Source organism: Pikeienuella piscinae, assembly GCF_011044155.1.
GTDB lineage: Bacteria > Pseudomonadota > Alphaproteobacteria > Rhodobacterales > Rhodobacteraceae > Pikeienuella > Pikeienuella piscinae.
In genome coordinates this window covers 1,714,121-1,735,477 of record NZ_CP049056.1, presented here as the reverse complement: position 1 = coordinate 1,735,477, position 21,357 = coordinate 1,714,121, and the positions used below count along the sequence as shown (strand labels likewise).

General features: G+C 65.7%; 20 protein-coding genes. 12 read left to right on the top strand and 8 right to left on the bottom strand.

Features of this window, described 5'->3' with window-relative positions; genetic code table 11:
• Window positions 1–2: 2 nt before the first annotated feature.
• From G5B40_RS08390 to G5B40_RS08380, 3 genes are read left to right on the top strand one after another with little or no spacing between them, the layout of a single operon-like run.
• Entirely contained in the window at window positions 3–752 is a 750-nt protein-coding gene (locus tag G5B40_RS08390) for a hydroxypyruvate isomerase family protein (RefSeq protein ID WP_165097422.1), read from the top strand.
• Window positions 749–1,696 (top strand): phytanoyl-CoA dioxygenase family protein, encoded by a 948-nt coding sequence (locus G5B40_RS08385; protein ID WP_165097420.1) that lies wholly within the window; start codon window positions 749–751, stop codon window positions 1,694–1,696. The genes G5B40_RS08390 and G5B40_RS08385 overlap by 4 nt, the downstream gene beginning before the upstream one ends.
• Window positions 1,697–1,703: 7 nt before the next feature.
• Window positions 1,704–3,236, top strand: a complete 1,533-nt coding sequence (locus G5B40_RS08380) for a UxaA family hydrolase (protein WP_165097418.1) — start codon at window positions 1,704–1,706, stop codon at window positions 3,234–3,236.
• Window positions 3,237–3,548: 312 nt separating this feature from the next.
• Here the strand turns inward: G5B40_RS08380 and G5B40_RS08375 are convergent, their stop codons facing one another.
• From G5B40_RS08375 to G5B40_RS08360, 4 genes are all read right to left on the bottom strand, one after another.
• Window positions 3,549–3,872: an antibiotic biosynthesis monooxygenase family protein gene (locus tag G5B40_RS08375; protein ID WP_165097416.1), complete on the bottom strand. Its 324-nt coding sequence runs from the start codon at window positions 3,870–3,872 to the stop codon at window positions 3,549–3,551.
• A gap of 84 nt (window positions 3,873–3,956) precedes the next feature.
• On the bottom strand, window positions 3,957–5,327 hold the full coding sequence (locus G5B40_RS08370) for an aspartate aminotransferase family protein (RefSeq protein WP_165097414.1): 1,371 nt from the start codon (window positions 5,325–5,327) through the stop codon (window positions 3,957–3,959).
• 10 nt (window positions 5,328–5,337) lie between these two features.
• Window positions 5,338–6,831 (bottom strand): NAD-dependent succinate-semialdehyde dehydrogenase, encoded by a 1,494-nt coding sequence (locus tag G5B40_RS08365; RefSeq protein ID WP_165097412.1) that lies wholly within the window; start codon window positions 6,829–6,831, stop codon window positions 5,338–5,340.
• Between the two features lie 107 nt (window positions 6,832–6,938).
• Window positions 6,939–7,424, bottom strand: a complete 486-nt coding sequence (locus G5B40_RS08360) for an Lrp/AsnC family transcriptional regulator (protein WP_165103418.1) — start codon at window positions 7,422–7,424, stop codon at window positions 6,939–6,941.
• A 72-nt stretch (window positions 7,425–7,496) separates the two neighbouring features.
• Here G5B40_RS08360 and ehuR point away from each other — a divergent pair, with 72 nt between their 5' ends.
• The 9 genes from ehuR (at window position 7,497) to doeB (ending at window position 16,872) form a co-directional block, all read left to right on the top strand.
• A complete protein-coding gene (ehuR, locus tag G5B40_RS08355; protein WP_165097410.1) occupies window positions 7,497–8,885 on the top strand; it encodes a MocR-like ectoine utilization transcription factor EhuR in 1,389 nt (462 codons plus the stop codon).
• Between the two features lie 270 nt (window positions 8,886–9,155).
• Entirely contained in the window at window positions 9,156–10,175 is a 1,020-nt protein-coding gene (locus G5B40_RS08350) for a TRAP transporter substrate-binding protein (RefSeq protein WP_165097408.1), read from the top strand.
• Between the two features lie 66 nt (window positions 10,176–10,241).
• Window positions 10,242–10,820 (top strand): TRAP transporter small permease, encoded by a 579-nt coding sequence (locus G5B40_RS08345; RefSeq protein ID WP_246209766.1) that lies wholly within the window; start codon window positions 10,242–10,244, stop codon window positions 10,818–10,820.
• A 12-nt stretch (window positions 10,821–10,832) separates the two neighbouring features.
• The gene (locus G5B40_RS08340; protein ID WP_165097405.1) at window positions 10,833–12,119 is read left to right on the top strand and encodes a TRAP transporter large permease; all 1,287 of its coding nucleotides are present in this window, start codon (window positions 10,833–10,835) and stop codon (window positions 12,117–12,119) included.
• Between the two features lie 18 nt (window positions 12,120–12,137).
• A complete protein-coding gene (locus G5B40_RS08335) occupies window positions 12,138–12,575 on the top strand; it encodes a universal stress protein (protein ID WP_165097402.1) in 438 nt (145 codons plus the stop codon).
• A gap of 81 nt (window positions 12,576–12,656) precedes the next feature.
• A complete protein-coding gene (gene eutB / locus G5B40_RS08330) occupies window positions 12,657–13,658 on the top strand; it encodes a hydroxyectoine utilization dehydratase EutB (RefSeq protein ID WP_165097400.1) in 1,002 nt (333 codons plus the stop codon).
• 2 nt (window positions 13,659–13,660) lie between these two features.
• Window positions 13,661–14,653: an ectoine utilization protein EutC gene (gene eutC, locus G5B40_RS08325; protein ID WP_165097398.1), complete on the top strand. Its 993-nt coding sequence runs from the start codon at window positions 13,661–13,663 to the stop codon at window positions 14,651–14,653.
• A gap of 16 nt (window positions 14,654–14,669) precedes the next feature.
• On the top strand, window positions 14,670–15,857 hold the full coding sequence (gene doeA / locus G5B40_RS08320) for an ectoine hydrolase DoeA (protein WP_179961607.1): 1,188 nt from the start codon (window positions 14,670–14,672) through the stop codon (window positions 15,855–15,857).
• A gap of 4 nt (window positions 15,858–15,861) precedes the next feature.
• Window positions 15,862–16,872, top strand: a complete 1,011-nt coding sequence (doeB, locus tag G5B40_RS08315) for a N(2)-acetyl-L-2,4-diaminobutanoate deacetylase DoeB (protein ID WP_165097395.1) — start codon at window positions 15,862–15,864, stop codon at window positions 16,870–16,872.
• 63 nt (window positions 16,873–16,935) lie between these two features.
• Here the strand turns inward: doeB and G5B40_RS08310 are convergent, their stop codons facing one another.
• The 4 genes from G5B40_RS08310 to G5B40_RS08295 all read right to left on the bottom strand — a co-directional run bounded on the left by G5B40_RS08310 (window position 16,936) and on the right by G5B40_RS08295 (window position 21,333).
• Window positions 16,936–17,451 carry a CarD family transcriptional regulator gene (locus tag G5B40_RS08310; protein WP_165097392.1) on the bottom strand — a complete coding sequence of 172 codons (516 nt, stop codon included), beginning with the start codon at window positions 17,449–17,451 and terminating at the stop codon, window positions 16,936–16,938.
• Between the two features lie 296 nt (window positions 17,452–17,747).
• On the bottom strand, window positions 17,748–18,086 hold the full coding sequence (fdxA, locus tag G5B40_RS08305; protein ID WP_165097390.1) for a ferredoxin FdxA: 339 nt from the start codon (window positions 18,084–18,086) through the stop codon (window positions 17,748–17,750).
• Between the two features lie 85 nt (window positions 18,087–18,171).
• Window positions 18,172–18,465 carry an RNA-binding S4 domain-containing protein gene (locus tag G5B40_RS08300; RefSeq protein WP_165097388.1) on the bottom strand — a complete coding sequence of 98 codons (294 nt, stop codon included), beginning with the start codon at window positions 18,463–18,465 and terminating at the stop codon, window positions 18,172–18,174.
• A gap of 3 nt (window positions 18,466–18,468) precedes the next feature.
• Window positions 18,469–21,333, bottom strand: a complete 2,865-nt coding sequence (locus tag G5B40_RS08295; RefSeq protein ID WP_165097386.1) for a helicase-related protein — start codon at window positions 21,331–21,333, stop codon at window positions 18,469–18,471.
• Between the last annotated feature and the right edge of the window lie 24 nt (window positions 21,334–21,357).

The following is a 21,357-nucleotide window of genomic DNA, read 5'->3' as shown; positions in this document are numbered from 1 at the left end:
ACATGACGCGATTCTCGGCCAATCTCGGATTTCTATGGACGGAGCTATCGCCGCCGGACGCGATCCGGCGTGCGAAGGCGGCGGGGTTCGAGGCGGTCGAGCTGCATTTCCCGTACGAAACCCCGGCGGAGGATGTGGCGGCCGCGCTGGCGGACACCGGGTTGCCGCTACTGGGGATCAACACCGTGCGCGGCGGGACGAACGAGAACGGCCTTGCGGCGCTGAAAGGCCGCGAGGCGGAGGCCCGCGCCGCGATCGACCAGGCGCTGGACTACGCCCACATCACCGGCGCGGGGGCGGTTCATGTGATGGCCGGCCGTTTCGGCGACGAAGAGACCTATATCGCCAATCTCCGCTATGCGGCGGAGGAGGCGCGGGACCTCGGCAAGATGGTGCTGGTCGAGCCCTTGAACGCCCGCGATGCGCCGGATTACTTTCTGACCGAAGTGGAGCAGGCGGCTGAGATCATCATCCGCACCGGTGCGGCGAATGTGCGGATCATGTTCGACTGCTACCATGTGCAGATCATGCAGGGCGATCTTCTGCGCAGGTTCGAAGCGCTTCTGCCGTTGATCGGCCATGTCCAGATCGCCGGCGCGCCGGGACGCGGCGAGCCGGATAGCGGCGAGATCGCGTATGAGCGCGTGTTGCCGACGATGGCTGAGATCGGCTGGAGCGGGTTTGTCGGCGCGGAGTACCGCCCGCAGGGCACGACAGATGAAGGTTTGAAATGGATGGGCGCCTATAGATGAACGACCACCGCGCGCGGTTCGATGAGGAAGGGTATCTCGTTGTCGAGAATGTCTTTCCCGAAGCGGCCATCGCCGCGGTTCGCGCGGAATACGCTGCGCTTCTTGACGGGCTCTGCGCCCGGTGGGTCGCCGAAGGGCGGCTCCGCCCCGAGGTCATGGCGCTCGATTTCGAAGGTCGGCTTCGGGCTTCCTACGTCGCCGGACTGGACTGGTTCCAGCCGATGGACATCTCGCTTCCCGGCGGCGAGATCGCGGCCGATACGCCAATGCATTTCGGTCCGGCGATCTTTTCGCTGATGCGCCACGACGCCATTCTCGATCTGGTCGAAGGACTGATCGGGCCGGAGATCACCTCCAATCCGATCCAGCACGTTCGCATCAAGCCGCCCGCCGCGCTGCTGAAAACCGACGAGACCCGACCGCATGTCACTTATACCGACTGGCATCAGGATCGCGGCGTGACGCATGCGGAGGCGGACGAGACCGAGATGGTCACGGTCTGGATCGCGATATCCGACGCCACGGCGGAGAACGGTTGCCTCCAGGTCGTCCCGCGCACGCATCGCGAAGCGCTGAAGACGCATTGCCCCGCCGGCATCCAGCTGTCGATCCCGGACGCGGCGCTGGAAAAGGGCGGGGCGGTTCCCCTGCCGGTGAAGTCCGGCGGCGTGGTGATTTTCCATCCGGGGACGGCGCATGCGTCGCTGGTCAATCGGACGGACGGGTTCCGCTGGTCCTTCGATATCCGCTACAACGTCACCGGCCAGCCGACCGGCCGCAACCATTTCCCGTCTTTTGTCGCCCGAAGCCGCGCGGCGCCACAGACCGAACTGCGCGACGCCGATCAATGGCGTGCGCTGTGGGAGGCGGCGCGCGCCCGGCTCGCGCGGCGTCCGCATATTCCGATTCACCGCTGGGACGCCGACGCCCCGGCTTGCGCCTGAGGTAGCCATGGCAGACTCCGCATCCCCCGCCGCCCGTTCAGACACCGTGCGGCTCGATCCGTCCGACAACGTCGTCACGGCGATCCGCCCGCTCGAGGTCGGCGCCGCCGTCGAAGGGGTCGCGGCCGCGGCGCTGATTCCGCGCGGCCACAAGATCGCCACCACCGCGATTCCGAAGGGGGCGGTTGTTCGCAAATACGCGCAGGTGATCGGCTATGCCGCCGAGGACATCGCCGCCGGCGCCCATGTCCACACCCATAATGTCGAGTTTCGCGCGACCGAGGTGGCGTATGAATTCGGCACCGATCTCAGACCGGTCGCGCCGGCGAAGACCATCGACACGTTCCGCGGGTTTCGACGCGAAAGCGGTCGTGTCGGGACGCGAAACTATATCGCGGTCCTGACATCGGTGAACTGCTCGGCGACCGCAGCGCGCAAGATCGCCGCCGCTTTCGGGCCGGAGGAAATGGCGAAATATCCGAATGTCGACGGCGTCGTCGCCTTCGTCCACGGCACAGGCTGCGGCATGGCCGGCGACGGCGAAGGGTTTGAGGCCCTTCAGCGGGTGATGTGGGGCTACGCCAGGCATCCGAACCACGCCGGTGTGCTGATGGTCGGCCTCGGCTGCGAGATGAACCAGATCGACTGGCTGCTGGAGGCCTATGGTCTCAAGAAAGGCCCGCTTTTCCACACCATGAACATTCAGGACGTGGCCGGGCTTCGCCGTACGATCGAGCTTGGCGTCGAAAAGGTGCGGGCGATGCTGCCGATCGCCAACGAGGCGGTGCGCGAGGAGTGCCCGGCCTCCGAACTGATGGTCGCGCTGCAATGCGGCGGCTCCGATGCCTGGTCGGGCGTCACCGCCAACCCGGCGCTCGGCTACGCCTGCGATCTTCTGGTCGCGCAGGGCGGAGCCGGCGTGCTGGCGGAGACGCCGGAGATCTATGGCGCCGAGCATCTTCTTACCCGGCGCGCGGTCGACCGGAAAACCGGCGAGAAGCTCGTCGGCCTGATCCGGTGGTGGGAGGATTACACCGCCCGGAACAAGGGTTCGATGGACAACAACCCCTCGCCCGGAAACAAGAAGGGCGGGTTGACGACGATCCTGGAGAAGTCCCTTGGCGCGGCGGCGAAGGGTGGCACGACCCCGCTGACCGGCGTCTACAAATACGCCGAGCCGGTGACCAGGCCGGGTTTCGCGTTCATGGACAGCCCCGGCTATGATCCGGCGTCAGTAACCGGGCAGATCGCGTCGGGCTGTAATCTTGTCACCTTCACCACCGGTCGCGGCTCGGCCTTCGGCGCCAAGCCCGCGCCCTCGCTCAAGATCGCCACGAATACGGAGATGTATCGGCGGATGACCGAGGACATGGACGTGAACGCCGGGCGCATTCTGAGCGACGGCATGACGGTCGAGGAGGTCGGACGCGAGATCTACGAGCAGCTTCTGCGCGTCGCCTCCGGCGAAGTGACGAAATCCGAGGCGCAGGGCCTCGGCGATTACGAATTCGTGCCCTGGCAGATCGGCGCGGTGATGTAGGGTTTAGTCATCCAATTGTTTCCTAATAGTTGACAATAGGCTATGTGTGCGGCATGGTAGCCTACGCAGGAAACTCAAGCCGGCGATAGTCCGAAGCGCATGACGCCGCGCCGAATTGCCGTCCTTCGATGCGCCATGCGGCGCGAGAACTTTTTGACCGCCTTCGCTGACGGAGAGTTTGTGGCTACTCCAGTCGAGTGGCAGGATGGCGAGATGCGCGGATTGGCTGATCTGCAGGAATTCTCGGCGCGACAGATTCGGCATCTCCTTCGTCGTCGCACTGGGTTTTCGTTCGACACGAAGATATGAAGCTCATTTGCTGAACGTGTCCGCTATCTCGTACATCACCGGCTCGAACCCGCGGCAGAGATCGTGGAGACGCCGGTGCCGCGCTCGCATGTCGGGGCCGCGCAGCATCGCCATGAAATCTTCGCGCGTTCGCCATTGCGAATAATTCGCAACGCGAGTGCGGGCGTCGTTCACATGCAGCGCCGCGGCGACGAAGCCGCGCTGGTGGCGGATGTGATTGGCGACGGCTTCCCTGAGTTCGTCCAGAAGATCGTCGCAGGTGCCGGGCGTCACTTCGAACGTGGTGATCACCGTCTGCACGTCCCGATCCGGCGCAATCTCCAGCATCTCCGCCTCCTTCGCTTCGCGTTGGCTGGCGGGAAGCATAGCACCGAAGCCGGACGGAACGCGCCCCGCCCGGCTCCGCTCACGTCAGCCGAGGACGGCCTTCACCGCATCCGCCGTCGCGCCGATCACGGTGTCGGCCTCCGCCTTCGTCAGGCAGAGCGGCGGGGCGTAGCCGATGATGTCGCCCTGCGGCATGGCGCGGGCGATCACGCCCCGCTCCGCCAGCGCGGCGGCGATACGCGGGCCGGTTTTCTCCGACGCGTCGAAAAAGGTACGGCTTTCCCGATCCTTCACGAATTCGACGGCGGCCATCATGCCCTCGCCGCGCACCTCGCCGACATGGGCGTGTCCGCCCACCGCGTCCGCCAGCCCCGCGTTCAGGTAGCCGCCGACTTCGCCGGCGTTGGCGACAAGACCGAGGCTGTCGATCAGCTTCAGGTTGGCGATGCCGGCGGCGGCGCCGATCGGGTGCGCCGAATAGGTCCAGCCATGGCCGATCGGCCCGTTCTCATCGGTGCCGTCCTCCAGCACCTTCCACATCTTCTCGGAGACGATCGACCCCGAAAGCGGCGCATAGGCCGAGGTCAGCCCCTTGGCGATGGTGATGAGATCGGGTTTCAGCCCGTAGTGGTCGGAGCCCATCATCGTCCCGAGCCGGCCAAAGCCGGTGACGACTTCGTCCGCGATCAGGAGTATGTCATGCTTCGCGAGGACCTCCTGGATCGCGTCCCAATAGCCTTCTGGGGGCGGCACCAGCCCGCCGGTGCCGAGCATCGGCTCGCCGATGAAGGCGGCGATGGTGTCCGCGCCTTCGCGCGCGATCAGCGCCTCCAGCTGCTCGGCGCACCAGGCGGAGAATTCGCGCTCTGACATCGCAGAATCGGGACGGCGGAACGGGTAGGGGGCCTCGGTATGGACGACCTGCGCCAGCGGCAGGTCGAACTTCTTGTGGAAAAGCTCCAGCCCGGTCAGCGAGCCGGTCATCAGGCCGGAACCGTGATAGCCGCGCCAGCGCGAGATAATCTTCTTCTTCTCCGGTCGGCCGAGGATGTTGTTGTAATACCAGACCAGCTTGATGTTGGTCTCGTTCGCGTCCGACCCGCCGAGCCCGAAATAGACCTTCGACATGCCGGCCGGCGCGCGCTCCATGATCATGTGCGCGAGGGTGATCGACGCCTCGGTGCCGTGCCCGACATAGGCGTGGTAATAGGCCAGTTCCTTCGCCTGCGCGGCGATGGCCTCGGCGATCTCCGGCCGGCCATAGCCGACATTGACGCAATAGAGCCCGGCGAAGGCGTCCAGCATCTTCTTGCCGTCGCGGTCCTCGATATAGACGCCGGAGGCGGTCGAGATGATGCGCGAGGCGGTTTCGCCGCGCGCGTGCTGCGCCAGATGGGTCGAGGGATGAAAGAAACTCTCCCGGTCCCAGGCGGCGAGGGTGTCGTTGGTCAGCATGTCTTGTCCTTTACTTTACTTCTCTGGCCCAGTTGCGGCACACGTATTTGATGTCGGTGAAGGCTTCGAGCCCGAAACGCGCACCCTCGCGGCCAATGCCCGATTGTTTCATTCCGCCGAACGGAACCGGCGCGCCCGTCACCTTGGTGCGGTTGACGGCGACCATGCCGAACTCGAGCGCGCGACTGGCGCGGTAGATCCGTCGCGGATTGTCGGTATGGAGATAGGCGACCAGCCCATAATCAGTGTCGTTGGCGCGGCGGATCGCCTCTTCCTCCGTATCGAACGGCGCGATGGCGGCGACCGGGCCGAAGGTCTCCTCCCGGAAGATCAGCGCGTCCGCGGGCACATCAGTGAGAACGGTGGGCTGTAAGAAGAGCGAGCCGGGCTTCAGCCGCTCCCCGCCGGTCAGAAGCCTCGCTCCGCGTTTCAACGCGTCGGCGACGTGCTCTTCCTGCTTTTTCACTGCGTTCTCGTTCATCAGCGGGCCGAGGTCATGGTCCTCGATCCCCGGCCCGAGGGTCAGCGCGGCGGCGCGTTTGGCGAAGGCCGCGGCGAACTCCTCATAGACCGGGCGTTCGATCAGGAAGCGGTTGGCGCCGAGGCAGTCCTGCCCGGTGGTGGCGAATTTGGCCTTGATCGCCTCGTCGACGGCGCGGTGCATGTCGGTGTCGGCGAAAAGCAGGAAGGGGGCGTGCCCGCCCAGCTCCAGCACCAGGCGCTTCACCGTCTCCGCCGATTGGCGATAGAGGAGCCGCCCGATCTCGGTGGACCCGGTGAAGGAGAGCGCGCGCACACGGTTGTCCTTGGTCCATGGCTTCACGATCACCGGCGCCTCGCCGGTCGCGATGTTGAAGACGCCGGGCGGGATGCCGGCGCGTTCGGCCAGTTCCGCCAGCGCCAGCGCCGAGAACGGCGTCTCCGCCGACGGATGCGCGACGACCGTGCAGCCGGCGGCGAGCGCGGCGCCGGCTTTCCGGGTCAGCATCGCGGCGGGAAAATTCCAGGGCGTGATCAGCGCCGCGACGCCAACCGGCTCACGCCAGATCTCCACCTCGGCGTCGGGGAGATGCGAAGTCACGTTCTCGATATTCGGGCGCTTCGCCTCCTCGGCGTAGAACTCGACGAACGCGGCGGCGTAGTCGATCTCGCCGCGCGCCTCCGAGATCGGCTTTCCCTGCTCGGCGGTCATGATGCGCGCGAGATCCTCGCGATTGGTCAGCATCAGGTCGAACCAGCGGCGAAGAACGGCGGAGCGCTCCTGCGGCAGCGCCGCCGCCCAGCCCGGAAACGCGGATGCGGCGGCGTCGACCGCGGCGCCGGCCTGCGCGGCGGAGAGGTTCGAAACCTCCCCGATCAGCGCGCCGGTGGCGGGGTCGGTGACGCTGATCGCCGCGCCCCCATCCGCCGCGATCCAGCGGCCGCCGATATAGGCGAAGCCGCGCAGGAGCGTCGGATCGTCGAGCGTCGACATGAGTGTTTCGGCGCCGCTTGTCGCGACCATGAAAAGACTCCAGCCTGGTGTTGCTTTCGGGCAGCCTAGCGCGGCGGGGGCAGGTGTTTTCGCTGAACAGGGCGCCTCCGGCGGACGATTCCCCTGAATTTGCGGCGCTATGCGGACGTATCGCCGCCGAGCAGGCGTGAGAGAGGCGGCGCGCCCGCCTTCACGTCCTTCGTCACGATATAGGTGAAATAGCGTTTCAAGCCGATATGCGCCGCCAGAAGGCCGTCGATCAGGCGCTGATAGGCGTCGATGTCGACGGTGACGATCTGCATGAGGTAGTCGAAACCGCCGCCAAGCGCCCAGCACGCGACAATCTCGTCACGCGCGGTGATGGCCCGCTCGAATATCTGGAACGTCTCGGCGCGATGGCTTTCCAGCTCGACGGTGACGAACACGGTGACATGCGGCGCGACCGCGGCGAGGGCGATCTCCGCCCGGTAGGCGCGGATCAGGCCGCTTTCCTCCAGGCGCTTCAACCTTTCGGCGCAAGGCGTGGTGGAGAGATTGACCCGCTGGGCGAGCGCGGTCTTGGAGATACGCCCCTCCCGCGAGAGGACCGCGAGGATGCGAATATCACGATCGTCCAGGGCGATGCGGCTCATTCCGGCAGCGTTCGCCAGCGAGCGCGCCTTGTCAATTGCCCCTCTTTGACTAATGTACTGATCATGACAATCTGGCGACCTGAGCGCGGCGCTCTGAAGCGTCCGGCCTATCGGTCGCTGGCGCAGAGCCTGATCGGAGCGATCGAGTCGGGCGAGTTGCAGCCCGGCGACCGCTTGCCGACGCATCGCGAGCTCGCCTTCGACCTTGGTCTCAGCGTGCAGACCATCAGTCGCGCCTATGAGGAGCTTGTGCGCCTCGACATCGTCACGGGCGAGGTCGGGCGCGGTACGTTCGTGCGCGCCGGACCAGTCGAGACGCGCACCCCCTATCACCGGCTTGGCGGTGATGAGGATGTCATAGATTGCTCAATGCTGACGCCGGTGATCGGCGCCATTCATTCCACGAGAATGAGCGCGACCATGGCTGAACTGGCGCAAGCGGCGCCGGAGGGTGCGCTGTTTTCGTTCCGGCCGGGCCAGACCATGCGGCCGCATCGGGACTCTGGCGCACGCTGGCTGGCGCGCTGCGGCGTTGACGCGCAGCCGGACCGCATCCTGCCGACCAACGGCGCCACAGCAGCGATGACGGTTGCGCTGATGACCGCCGCGAGCCCCGGAGACCTGGTGCTGAGCGAAGAGATCGGCCATCACACGTTGCGGCCGCTCGCTCGCTATCTGGGGCTCAGGATCGGCGCGCTGGCGTCGGACGAGGACGGTATCGCGCCTGACTCCTTCGCGCACGCCTGCGCCGCGAACCCGGTGAAGGCGATTTACGTTATGCCGAACGGGCTTAACCCAACAGCGACAACGATGAGCGCGGACCGCAGGGCGGCGCTGGTCGAGATCGCGCGCGCGCATGACATATTGATCGTGGAGAATGACGCGTGGGGCCCGTTGCAGCCGGAGCGCCCGCGTCCCATCGCCGCCCTCGCGCCCGAGCGGACGCTGTATTTCACCGGGTTCAGCAAGTGTTTGCTGCCGGGACTTCGCGCGGCCTATCTCGTCGCGCCCGAGGCGTTGGTCGCGGCCGCGACCAACCGTCATCTCGTCACCAACTGGATGGCGACGCCGCTCATGTTCGAGATCGCGTCGAGCTGGATCGCGGACGGCACCGCGGCGGCGCTCTTGCGCTGGCAGCAACGCGCGCTGGGCCGGCGCAACCGGATCGCGGCGGAAATGCTGGAAGGTCTGCCGTTCCGGGCGAGCCCGAACGGCCTCCACGTTTGGACGCCGCTGCCCGAGGGGTGGAGTGAAGGCGCGTTCGTCGCGCACGCCCGTCTGAACGGCGTCGCCGTCGCCGCCGGGTCGGCCTTCGCGATCTCGGACCGGGCTGCGTCCGCCGGAGTCAGGATCTGCCTCGGCGGCCCGGCGGAGGCGGCCCTGCGTCGCGGTCTGGAGACGGTCGCTGAGCTCCTGCGCGGCGAGCCGGATCCGGGAATTCCGGTGATCTGATCCGTTCGCAGCGACGCCTTTGCCCGCAGATTGTAATGGTTCAATATAGAAATTGACTTAGTATTGTCATTCTTTCACCGTCGATACACGCAGGGGCGAGCAGGCGGAAGTTCGGCGTTGACGCTCCGTGGCGACGGGCTGGCCGCGCCTTGTCCGCTTGGCGGTGGGGCCGATGAGCCCGGTCTGCCGCGCAGAAATTTCGAGAGCCGCGAGCCAATTCGCGGCGGCGCCCCGATCGGGGGCGAACGCAACAGTCAGGGAGACATGCACATGACATTTTCCGGGTATCGAACGTTGGGCGGCCTCGCCGTGCTCGCTGCGGCGACGACTATCGCATCCGCCGCCGCCGCCGACACCTGGCGCTATGCGTTCGAAGAGGCGCTCGAGGAGGTGCAAGGCAAGTACGCGCAGAAGTTCAAGGAGGAGATCGAGGCCAATTCCGATCACGAGATTCAGCTCTTCCCTTTCGGCACGCTTGGCGAAAGCGTCGATACGATGGAGCAGGCGCAGGCCGGCATCCTTCAGTTCGTCGATCAGTCGCCGGGCTTCACCGGCGCGCTGATCCCCGAGGCGCAGGTGTTCTTCGTGCCTTACCTGCTGCCGCAGGATAATGAGTCTCTCTTCAAGTTCTTCCGCGACTCTAAGGCGATCCACGAATTGTTCCCGCCGCTCTACGCCGAGCAAGGGCTTGAGCTCTTGTCGATGTTTCCGGAGGGCGAGGTCTGTATGACCACGCAGGAGCCGGTGCACAGCCCCGAGGACCTCAACGAGGTGAAGTTCCGGGTGATGACCAACCCGCTACTGGTCGAGAGCTACAAGGCCTTCGGCGCCACGCCGACGCCGCTCCCGTGGGGCGAGGTATACGGCGCGATGCAGACCGGCATCATCCAGGGACAGGAGAACCCGCGCTTCTTCCTTGAATCGACCAAGATGTATGAGGTGACGGACGTCATCACCTGCATCGGCCACAACAACTTCACCACCGCGGTTATGGCCAACAAGGACTTCTACGACGGCCTTGGCGAAGAGGATCAGCAGTTGATCCAGAACGCGGCCGACGCGGCGTTCGAGTATATTCTCGACTATCAGGTCGCGCTCGGCGACGAGAGCTTCGAGAAGATCAAGGAAGCCAAGCCCGAGATCGAGATCAACATTCTCTCCGAAGAGGAGCGCAAACCTTTCATGGCGACTTCGGCTTCGGTCGAAGAGGCGTTCATCGGCATGACCGGTGACAAGGGCGCGGAGATTCTCGCGCAGATGAAGGCCGATCTCGAAGCGGCGTCCAAGTAGACTCGGTTCAATCCCGGGCCGGTTCGCCGGCCTGGGACTTTCGCGAAACCTGCCGAGGATGATCCGGTGAGCGAGCAGTCGACGAAACCCGAGTATCAGTCAGCGCTGCCGGGGGTGCTCGGCGTTATCGACAGCGTGATCGCCCGGATCGAGGCGGTCATGCTCGCCGTCGGCGTTCTCCTGATGGCGGCGAACACCATCGCCAATGTCGTCGGCCGCTTCGCGTTCGGCGAAAGCCTCTTCTTCGCCGAGGAGTTGAACCGGCTGCTGATCATCCTGATCACCTTCGCGGGCATCAGCTACGCCGCCCGGCAGGGGCGGCATATCCGGATGTCGGCGATCTACGACACTTTGCCGCCGCGGCCGAGAAAAGCGCTGATGATCGTCATCTCGATCGTGACCGCGCTGCTGATGTTCGCACTCTGCTACTACGCCGTCGGTTATATCGAGACCCAGGCGTCGCGCGGCCGGGTGCTGCCGGCGCTTTCGATTCCGGTCTGGATCACGCTCGTCTGGGCGCCGGTCGGGTTCTTCATGACCGGGGCGCAATACGCGCTGACCGCCGTCAAGAACATTGTCGAGAAGGACATCTATCTCTCGACCAACGTGCTCGAAGGCTATGACGACGACGAGATGGAAGTCTGAGGGGGCGAAACCATGGCGCTGACGATCTTCTCGATCATGATCATTCTGCTGCTTCTGGGTTTTCCGATGATGATTCCGCTGATCGTCGGCGCCGGGGTCGGCTTTTACCAGATGATGAACGGCTTCGGGCAGATGGAGACGATGGTGCAGCAATTCATGGCCGGCATCCGGCCGGCCTCGCTGATCGCCGTGCCGCTCTTCATCTTCGCCGCCGACATCATGACGCGCGGGCAGTCGGCGAACCGGCTGATCGACATGGTCATGGCCTTCACCGGCCATATCAAGGGTGGGCTCGCGGTTTCGACCGCCGCCGCCTGCACGATGTTCGGCGCGGTTTCCGGCTCGACGCAGGCGACGGTCGTCGCCATCGGTTCGCCGCTTCGCCCGCGAATGCTGAAGGCGGGCTACAAGGACAGTTTCGTTCTGGCGCTGATCGTCAACGCCAGCGATATCGCATTTCTGATTCCGCCCTCGATCGGCATGATCATCTATGGCGTCGTCTCCAACACCTCGATCGCGGAGCTTTTCATCGCCGGGATTGGGCCGGGCCTGTTGATCCTTGTTCTCTTCTCGATCTACTCGATCATCTACGCCTACCGGAACGATGTCCCGACCGAGGCGCGCACCGGCTGGGGCGACCGGCTCCGCGCGGTGCGAGAGGCGCTCTGGCCGCTCGGCTTTCCGGTGATCATCATCGGCGGCATCTATGGCGGCGTCTTCAGCCCGACCGAAGCGGCGGCGGCCTGCGTGCTTTACGCGATCATTCTGGAGTTCATCGTCTTTCGCTCGATGAACGCCGCGGCGATCTACGAGACGGCGAAATCCACCGGGCTGATCACCGCCGTCGTATTCATCCTGGTCGCAGCCGGCGCGGCGTTCTCCTGGATTATCTCCTTCGCGCAGATCCCGCAGCAGGTGCTCACCGCCATAGGCATCACCGAGATGGGGCCGATCGGGGTTCTCTTCGTGATCTCGATCGCCTTTTTCATCGGCTGCATGTTCGTCGACCCGATCGTCGTCATCCTCGTGATGGTGCCGATTTTCGCGCCGGTGGTGAAATCCGTCGGGCTGGACCCGGTGCTTGTCGGCGCGATCATCACCCTTCAGGTCGCCATCGGCTCGGCGACGCCGCCATTCGGCTGCGACATCTTCACCGCGATCGCGGTGTTCAAACGGCCGTATGTCGAGGTGATCAGGGGAACGCCGCCCTTTATCGTCATTCTGCTCGGCGTGTCCGTCGCGATGATTTTCTTTCCGCAGATCGCCCTCTTCCTGCGTGATCTGGCGTTCGGTTACTAGGCGAGGGGGGCGGCAGACATGTTCAAACGCATACTGGTTCCGATCGACGGGTCCGTCGGGGCCGAACGGGCGCTGTTGAAAGCGGTGGAGTTGCAGAAGCTCTGCGGCGCCGAGATCATCATCCTGACGGTCTTTCGTCATCACAGTCTTCTGGAGGATTCGCTCTCCATGGTGCGACCGACGGAGCCGGAATCGATCGACGATGCGCAACGCCGCTATGCGCGCGAGATCGCGGAGCATGCGAAAGCGGTCGCGACGGAGGCGGGCGCCGGCGCGATCCGGGCTTTCGTGAAGAACGGCCAGCCGGCCCGCGCGATCATCGCCTTCGCCAAAGAGCACGAGGCCGATCTGATCGTCCTCGGCAGTCGCGGCCTCGGCTCGGTGGAGGGCTATCTTCTCGGCAGCGTTTCGCACAAGGTGACCGCGCTCTCCGATACGCCTGTTCTGGTCATCTGACGGGATCGGGGAGAAGGAGGGCGGCATGGAGTTCAGGACCGGTCTCCCGCTCTCCGGGTCGCGCGGCGCGACGGGTCTGCTGTGAGCGTCGAGCCCGCCGTCGCACTTGATGAGATCGAGGCCGCGCGTGTGCGGATCGCCGAAGCCGTCCGACCGACGCCGCAGGTCGTCTCCTCCGCGCTGAGCGACCTGGCCGGTGCGCCCGTCCATCTGAAACTGGATCATCTCCAGGCGACCGGCAGCTTCAAGCTGCGCGGCGCGAGCAACGCCGTTCTCCAGCTGGACGAGGCGGCACGGGCGCGCGGGGTCGTCGGCGTCTCGACAGGGAATCATGGCCGCGCGCTGGCGCACGCCGCGCGCCGTGTCGGCGCGCGCTGCGTCATCTGCATGTCGGCGCTCGCGCCGGCGAACAAGGCCGAGGGCGTCCGCGCCGAAGGGGCCGAGGCGCGCATCATCGGTGAAAGCCAGGACGAAGCGCAGGAGGAAGTCGACCGATTGGTCGCGAAGGAGGGGCTGGTGATGATCCCGCCATTCGATCACCGGGACGTCATCGCCGGGCAGGGAACGCTTGGGCTGGAGATGCTGGAGGCCGCGCCCGATGCGCGGGTTGCGCTGATCCAGCTATCCGGCGGCGGGCTCATCTCGGGCGTTGCGGCGGCGCTGAAAGCGCTGAAACCCGGCATCCGGGTGATCGGGGTGTCGATGGCGCGCGGCGCGGCGATGCAGGCGAGCCTCGAAGCCGGTCGCCCGGTCGCGGTCGAGGAGCTGGCGACGCTCGCCGACAGCCTTGGCGGCGGGATCGGGCTTGAGAACCGCCTGACCTTTCCGATGGTTCGCGATCTCGTCGATGAAGTCGTCCTGCTTTCGGAGGCGGAGATCGCCGCCGGGGTCCGGCATTGCTACTGGCTCGAGCGCCAGATCGTCGAGGGGGCCGGCGCGGTCGGCGTCGCGGCGCTGCTCGCAGGGCGGGTCGCGCTCGAGGGTCCGGCCCTGGTCTTGCTCAGCGGCGCGAATATCGACATGAAGATTCATCATCGAATCATTTCCGGCGAGAATGTCGATATCGCCGCGGAAGGACGCTGAAAATGCCTCAAGTCCGCATCCTGACGGAAGAGGACCTTCGTCGGCTCGTCACGCTCGACATGGCGGCGATCGACTGCGTCGAGGCGGGATTCCGGGCGTTAAGCGGCGGCGAAGTGGTGATGCCGCCGATCCTCTCGATGGCGATCGAGGCGCATAACGGCGAGGTCGACGTGAAGACCGCCTATGTGCCGGGGATCGACAGTTTCGCCATCAAGGTCTCGCCGGGGTTCTTCGACAATCCGAAACTGGGCCTGCCTTCGACCTCCGGCCTGATGATCCTATTTTCAGCGCTGACCGGACAGATCGAGGCGCTCTTGCTCGACAACGGTTATCTGACGGATATCCGCACCGCCGCCGCCGGCGCGGTGGCGGCGCGTCGCCTTGCGCGTGAGGATGCTTCGAGCGCCGCGGTTTTCGGCGCCGGTGTTCAGGCGCGGTTGCAGGTGCGTGCTCTCTGCCTCGTCAGGCCGATACGGCGAGTGGTTTTCTGGGCGCGGGACGTGGCGCGGGCGGAAGCGGCCGCGCGCGAGACCGCCGAACGCCTTGGGATCGACGCGCGCGCCGAGGCGGCCCCTGATGTGGCCGCGAAGGGCGCCGACGTGATCTTGACGACGACGCCGGCGACGGCGCCCATCCTGATGGCGGACTGGCTGACGCCCGGCCAGCATGTCACGGCCATGGGCTCCGATCAGCACACGAAGAACGAGATCGAGCCCGCGTGCCTCGTCCGCGCGGATCTCTACGTTCCCGACCGTTTGAACCAGACACGCGCGCTTGGCGAACTGAGAACCGCCATCGCGGCGGGGCTTGTCGACGCCGGCGCGGGATTCGCGGAGTTGGGCGACATCGTCGCTGGTGAGGCGCCCGGCCGCCGCGCCGCGACGCAGATCACCATCGCCGACCTGACGGGGACCGGCGTCCAGGACACCGCCATCGCCAGCTTCGCCCGCCAGCGCGCGGATGCGGCCGGGGCGGGCGTGAATTTCACGACATGAAGGGGGCGGGGCCGCGATGAGCACGATGATACCATTCTTTCCGACCGAGGAATATCTCGCCCGGATCGAGAAGACGCGTGTGGCGATGGAGGCGCATGGGCTCGATCTGATCCTCGTCTCCGATCCCTCCAACATGGCCTGGCTCACCGGCTATGACGGCTGGTCCTTCTATGTCCACCAGTGCGTCATGCTCGGCCTCGAAGGGGAGCCGGTGTGGTTCGGCCGCATGCAGGACGCGAATGGCGCGAAACGCACCGTCTTCATGAGCTATGACAACATCGTCGGCTATCCGGACAACTACGTGCAATCCACCGAGCGCCATCCGATGGACTATATCGCGGCGAAGATCGCAGACCGTGGTCACGGCGCCGCCCGGATTGGCGTCGAGATGGACAATTACTGGTTCTCCGCCGCCGCCTACGCGTCATTGCAAAAGAACCTGCCGAACGCGAAATTCAGCGACGCAACCGGGCTGGTGAACTGGCGAAGAGCGGTGAAATCGGAGCGCGAGCTAGACTACATGCGCAACGCCGCGCGCATCGTCGAAAGGATGCATCAGCGTATCTTCGATCTGGTTGAGCCCGGCATCCGGAAATGCGATCTGGTGGCGGAGATCTACGACGCATCGCTGCGCTACGACGAGGCGCTCGGCTATGGCGGCGGTTACCCGGCCATCGTCCCGCTTCTGCCCTCGGGCGCGGACGCGTCGGCGCCGCATCTGACCTGGGATGACGAGCCGATGCAGACCGGGCAGGGGACCTTCTTCGAGATCGCCGGCGTCTACCGGCGTTATCATTGCCCGCTGTCGCGCACGGTGTTTCTCGGCCAGCCGACGCGGGTCTTCCTAGATGCGGAGGAGGCGGTGCTTGAAGGCATGGAGGTCGGACTGGAGGCGGCGCGCGCCGGCAATCTCTGTGAAGATATCGCCATCGCCTTTTTCAAGGTTCTCAAGAAGCACGGCATCCACAAGGACAACCGCGCTGGCTATCCGATCGGCATCTCCTATCCGCCGGACTGGGGCGAGCGGACGATGTCGCTCCGCCCGGGCGACCGCACCGTGCTGGAGCCGGGGATGACGTTCCATTTCATGACCGGTCTCTGGATGGATGAATGGGGATTCGAGATCACCGAGAGCATCGTGATCGGCGAGACCGGCCCGGAGATCCTCGCCAGTGTCCCCCGCAAACTCCTCGTGAAGAACTGAAGCGATGCGGCGAACCCACACGCTTCCGGCGAACCCGATCACCGCCTCGGTTCCACTCGATGCGGACGGCGCGCATCATGGTTTCCTTCGCCTTCCGTGCAGCCGGGACGAGAGCGCCTGGGGGGCGGTGATGATCCCGATTTCGGTGATCGCCAACGGCGACGGGCCGACGGCGTTGCTCACCGGCGGCAATCATGGCGACGAGTACGAGGGTCCGGTCGCGCTTCAGGATCTGGCGCTGACGCTGGAACCCGCCGCGCTGCGCGGTCGGGTGATCATCGTCCCGTTCATGAACCTGCCGGCGGTGGCCGCTGCGCGGCGCTGTTCCCCGATCGACGGCGCGAATATGAACCGCATCTTTCCCGGCCGGCCCGATGGCGGCCCGACAGAGAAGATCGCGGACTATTTCGCGAGCACGCTCGCGCCGCTCGCGGATTATGTCCTGGACTTCCATTCAGGCGGCAAGACGCTGGATTTCATCCCCTTCGCCGCGGCGCATGTGCTGGATTCGAAACCGCAGGAGGCCGCGTGCGTCGCCGCGATGCGGGCGTTCAACGCGCCCTATTCGATGACGCTGCTGGAGATCGACAATGTGGGGATGTACGACACAACCGTCGAATCGCTCGGCAAGGTGTTCGTCTCCACCGAGCTTGGCGGCGGCGGATCGGCGACCGCGCGCTCCATCGCCATCGCGAAGAAGGGCGCACGGAATTTCCTGATTCATGCCGGGATCCTGACCGGCGAACCCGCGACTGGGCCGAGCGTCAGCCTCGACATGCCGGACGGAGACTGCTTCACCTTCGCCGAACATGACGCGCTGCTGGAAATGGCGGTCGATCTCGGCGCCGCTGTCCGGCGCGGCGATCTCATCGCCCGGCTCTGGCCGGTGGAGCGGACGGGCGTTGCGCCAAAGGAATACCGCGCAAGGCGCGACGGGCTGTTGGCCGCGCGCCATTTTCCGGGTCTCGTGAAGATGGGCGATTGTCTCGCGGTGGTGGCCGCGATCGTCGATTGAGCTGCCGCCAACGAAAAACGCCCCGCTGACGCGGAGCGCTTCTTCAGCATCGAAAGACGAAGTTCAGGCGGCTTTCTTGTCCAGCGCCTCATCGACCCGGCGCGCGGCGCGCACCTCGTCGAGCCGCTCCACCGCCGCGACTTCGCGCGTCAGCCGCTCCAGCGCCGCCTCGTAGAGCTGGCGCTCGGAATAGGACTGCTCCGGCTGGTCTTCGGCGCGGTGGAGATCGCGAACCACCTCGGCGATCGAGATCAGATCGCCCGAGTTGATCTTCTGTTCGTATTCCTGCGCCCTGCGCGACCACATCGCGCGCTTCACGCGGGCGCGGCCCTTCAGCGTTTCCAGCGCCTTCCCGATCAATTCGGGGCTGGAAAGAGTCCGCATGCCGACCGAATTCGCCTTCGCCGTGGGCACCCTGAGCGTCATCTTTTCCTTTTCGAAGGAGATCACGAAAAGTTCGAGCCGCACGCCGGCGATCTCCTGGTCTTCGATCGAGATGATCCTGCCGACTCCATGCGCCGGATAGACCACATAATCATTGGCGCGAAACTCGCCCTTGGACTTCGTAGATGTCGACATTTGCGCTTTTTCCAGTCCGCTCTCTCAGGGACGCCGCGCATTATGGCGCAGCGAAGACCACCCTCCCCACTCTTTCCAGGTGGCGAAGACAGCCGGTTGCAAGATTGCGCCTCCCTGCTCAGCGGCGCCGGCTTCCGGCTCCGTGACGCGTCAGGCGGCGCGAACGTTGCACTTATATAACAAAAAAACCGCCCTTTCGCCACTCCACTGCGGCGATTGGCGCAGGGCGGCGCAAAAAATCCTGCGTTAACGTGGTCTAAATGGGCTTTTTCTCCGGTCCGAGGGTCTGACAGACGTCAGTCGCCAGCCCCCGGAGCCTCGGAGAAATACTTTTCGAACTTGCCCGATTCGCCGTCGTATTTTTCAGCGTCGGCTGGCGGGTCCTTCTTCAGGGTGATATTCGGCCAGATCGAAGCAAACTTGGTGTTGATCTCCAGCCATTTCTCCAACCCCGGTTCCGTGTCGGGGCGGATCGCGTCGGCCGGGCATTCCGGCTCGCAAACGCCGCAGTCGATGCACTCGTCCGGGTGAATGACAAGCATGTTCTCGCCTTCGTAGAAGCAGTCGACCGGGCAGACCTCCACGCAATCGGTGTATTTGCATTTGATGCAACTGTCGTTGACGATGTAGGTCATTCAGATTTTCCTGTATCCGCTCCGGGGCGGCCCTTCGCGCCGCGATGTAATCCCCTCAGCCCGTCGGGGCAAGCAGCGGCGGCGCTCACCGTCCGGCTCCGGCGGTCGGGGGATCGAGATCCTCGAACAGCGTCGCTGCTTCGGGCGCCGGGCCGCGCCTTGTTCCCAATGCGCGGACACGCACAACGCGGACTTCGGCGCCCTGTCTGAAGGTCAGCACATCCCCCGGCCTGACCAACGCATGTGTCTTGCGCGATCGCTCGCCATTTAGCCGGAATCCTTTCTCCGCGGTTTTCGCCGCGAGACCGCGCGTCTTGAAGAACCGCGCCCGCCAGAGCCATTTGTCGAGCCGGAGCCCCTCGGTCGGCGTCTCCGGCAAGGATCAGCTTTTCAGATTCTTCAGGATGGCGAAAGGACTGTCCGGGTCCGGCGCCTTCTCATGGCGCGCCTTCGCGCCGCCGCCCGGCGCGCTATTGCGGTTATGCGATGCGCCGGCGCTGCCGCCCGGCCCCTTGCCGGCTTTCGGCGGGCGTCGTTTCTGGTTCTCGCGCCCCTTGGCGTGCGTGCGGGCGCCGCGTGGCGGGCGGCGGGCGATGGAGAAGGTGTAGAACACCTCCATCTCGGGCTGATCCGAAGCCTGCGGCTCACCATTTTTCGCATCCGGTTGCGCTGCGGGGGCGTCGGCGGGGCTTGCAGACGTCTGGGGTTCGGCCTCGGGGGGCGGCGCGGCCGCGTCGGCCGCCGGGGCGTCGGCGTCTTCCGCGGGGGGCGCGCTCTGCGCCGCATCGGCATCCGTCGAGGCCTCCTCTGACGACGCGTCTGCTTCGGTCTGCGGGGCGGCCGGCTTCGGCGGTTTCGCCCGCTCGCCCTTCTCTGTGACGAATCCGAGACCGCGCATCAGGTCGGCGAACTGCTCCAGCGTCAGCCCGGTGATCGACAACATGTCGGCGGTGGCTTCGAACCCGGTGCGGGCGTCCATGTCGCGCAAGAGATCCGCAAGCCGCTCCAGCATGTCGATGCGGATCGCTCTCGCGCCGGCGCGGCGGTAGCCGGCGCGGACATAGAACCCTTCCGGCGCGTCCGCTTCCGCGGGGATCGTCACGAGACCCGGAGGCGGCGCGCCCGGGATTTCCTCCAGCTTCTTCTTCAGGCCCCAAAGGACGAGCCGGAGCCGCGTCGGCGCCGGCTTGAGCAGGAGCGGCATGAACACCGAATGCTGGCCGAAGCGGACGCCGTGCTTGCGCAGGAGCGTCCGCGCGTCCTGGTCCAACGCCTTCACGTCTTCGGCGATCGGCCGGCGTTCCAGGACGCCGAGTCCCTCGACCAACTGGAACGCTACGCCCCGCGCCATACCCGTGAGCGCTTCGTCGTCGCGGAGCGCGATCAGCGGCGCGAAGAGCGCGGCGATCCGGCGGTTGATCCAGTGGCCGAGCCGGCGTTCGATCTTCTGGACGACGCTCGTGTCCAGCATCTCGTCAGCGAAGGCGCGGACCGCGGGAGCAAGAACGTCCGCTCCCGGCTCCAGCCGGCCGACCGCGATCTCGCCCCACATCAGGCCGCCCTGTTCGGTGACGTCGATCTCGGTGTCGGGGGCGTTGTAGAACTTGTCGGCCCGGTGCGCGAACCAGCCGGTGAGCGCGTCGAGAGACGCGGCGCGAAGGCGCTTCTGTTCGTCGGCGCCGGCTTTGGGATCGGGAATGAAACGGAACCCGTCGATCCGTCCCAGATGTTCGCCTTCGGCGGTCACTTCGCCGGTTTCGGTCACTTCGGCCACCAGCCTCTCCTTCTGTTTCAACCGGCGCATCAGCACGGATGTGCGCCGGTCGACGAATTCGCGCGTCAGCGCCAGATGCAGCGCATCCGACAGCCGGTCCTCGACTTCGCGGGCGCGGCCCCGCCATTCCCCCGGATCAGCCATCCAGCCGCCGCGATTCGCGACATAGGACCATGTTCGCATATGCGCGAGCCGGCGCGAGAGTTTGTCGATACCGCCCTCGGTCCGGTCCAGCCGCGCAATCTCGGCTGCGATCCAGTCGGAGGGTATAGCGCCCTCCGATGAGAGAAGAAAACGGTAAATCCGGCCGATCAGCGCCGCATGTTCCGCCGGCGCCACCTTGCGGAAATCCGGTAACTGGCAGCAGTCCCAAAGCCGGCGCACCGCCGCGCCGCCTTTCGCGATCGCCCGCATCTCGGGGTCGGCCCAGAGGGTGCGGAGCGCGACCAGGTCATCGGCGTCGCGCGCCCGGCGGAGACCGGGTGTGCGCGAAGGCGCTTCCAGCGCCGCGATCAGCGCCGGCGCCGTGCCGTAGTCCAGCGCCGCGTTCCGCCATTCGAGCGCGCCGATCGGTTGGAATCGATGCTCGGTAATTGAATGCGCCACCGCATCGTCGAGCGGCTCGACATCGCCTGTCACGCCGAATGTGCCGTTCGCCGTGTGGCGGCCCGCGCGCCCGGCGATCTGCGCGATCTCCGCCGGGGTCAGTTGGCGCGGTCGCCTGCCGTCGAATTTCGTCAATCCGGCGAAGGCGACGTGGGTCAGATCGAGATTGAGCCCCATGCCGATGGCGTCGGTCGCCACCAGATGTTCGACATCGCCATTCTGATAGAGTTCCACCTGCGCGTTGCGCGTGCGCGGGCTGAGCGCGCCCATCACGACCGCCGCGCCGCCCTTTCGCCGGCGGATCAACTCCGCGATCGAATAGACCTGATCGGCGGAGAAGGCGATGATGGCCGAGCGCTGGGGAAGCCGGCTGATCTTTTTCACGCCGGTATAGGAAAGTGTCGAGAGCCGCGGCCGCGTGGTGATGCGCGCTCCGGGCAGTAGCGATGCGATCGGGCCGCGCATCGTTTCGGCGCCGAGGAGAAGCGTCTCCTTCCGGCCCCGCGCCCTGAGCAGACGGTCGGTGAAGATATGGCCGCGGTCCGGATCGGCAGCGAGTTGAATCTCGTCCACCGCGATGAAATCCGCGCCCCAATCGAGCGGCATCGCCTCCACCGTGCAGAGATAGTACTGCGCCGCCGGCGGGGTGATCTTCTCCTCTCCGGTCAGGAGCGCGACCGACGCGTTGCCCCGCATCGCCGCGACGCGGTCGTAGACTTCCCGCGCCAGCAGTCTCAGCGGAAAGCCGATGATGCCGGTCCGGTGCGCCAGCATCCGCTCCACGGCGTAATGCGTCTTGCCCGTGTTGGTGGGGCCGAGAACCGCTTCGACCGTGTCGTCGCGGCGGGTGGCCGGCGCAGCGGTCATCCTTGATATTCCTTCGGCGTGTGG

Excerpts from the sequence above, each read along its gene's own strand:
- G5B40_RS08390 (WP_165097422.1), top strand. The coding sequence starts at position 3 with ATGACGCGATTCTCGGCCAATCTCGGATTTCTATGGACGGAGCTATCG.
- G5B40_RS08385 (WP_165097420.1), top strand. The coding sequence starts at position 749 with ATGAACGACCACCGCGCGCGGTTCGATGAGGAAGGGTATCTCGTTGTC.
- G5B40_RS08380 (WP_165097418.1), top strand. The coding sequence starts at position 1,704 with ATGGCAGACTCCGCATCCCCCGCCGCCCGTTCAGACACCGTGCGGCTC.
- G5B40_RS08375 (WP_165097416.1), bottom strand. The coding sequence starts at position 3,872 with ATGCTGGAGATTGCGCCGGATCGGGACGTGCAGACGGTGATCACCACG.
- G5B40_RS08370 (WP_165097414.1), bottom strand. The coding sequence starts at position 5,327 with ATGCTGACCAACGACACCCTCGCCGCCTGGGACCGGGAGAGTTTCTTT.
- G5B40_RS08365 (WP_165097412.1), bottom strand. The coding sequence starts at position 6,831 with ATGGTCGCGACAAGCGGCGCCGAAACACTCATGTCGACGCTCGACGAT.
- ehuR (WP_165097410.1), top strand. The coding sequence starts at position 7,497 with ATGACAATCTGGCGACCTGAGCGCGGCGCTCTGAAGCGTCCGGCCTAT.
- G5B40_RS08350 (WP_165097408.1), top strand. The coding sequence starts at position 9,156 with ATGACATTTTCCGGGTATCGAACGTTGGGCGGCCTCGCCGTGCTCGCT.
- G5B40_RS08340 (WP_165097405.1), top strand. The coding sequence starts at position 10,833 with ATGGCGCTGACGATCTTCTCGATCATGATCATTCTGCTGCTTCTGGGT.
- G5B40_RS08335 (WP_165097402.1), top strand. The coding sequence starts at position 12,138 with ATGTTCAAACGCATACTGGTTCCGATCGACGGGTCCGTCGGGGCCGAA.
- eutC (WP_165097398.1), top strand. The coding sequence starts at position 13,661 with ATGCCTCAAGTCCGCATCCTGACGGAAGAGGACCTTCGTCGGCTCGTC.
- doeA (WP_179961607.1), top strand. The coding sequence starts at position 14,670 with ATGAGCACGATGATACCATTCTTTCCGACCGAGGAATATCTCGCCCGG.
- doeB (WP_165097395.1), top strand. The coding sequence starts at position 15,862 with ATGCGGCGAACCCACACGCTTCCGGCGAACCCGATCACCGCCTCGGTT.
- G5B40_RS08310 (WP_165097392.1), bottom strand. The coding sequence starts at position 17,451 with ATGTCGACATCTACGAAGTCCAAGGGCGAGTTTCGCGCCAATGATTAT.
- fdxA (WP_165097390.1), bottom strand. The coding sequence starts at position 18,086 with ATGACCTACATCGTCAACGACAGTTGCATCAAATGCAAATACACCGAT.
- G5B40_RS08295 (WP_165097386.1), bottom strand. The coding sequence starts at position 21,333 with ATGACCGCTGCGCCGGCCACCCGCCGCGACGACACGGTCGAAGCGGTT.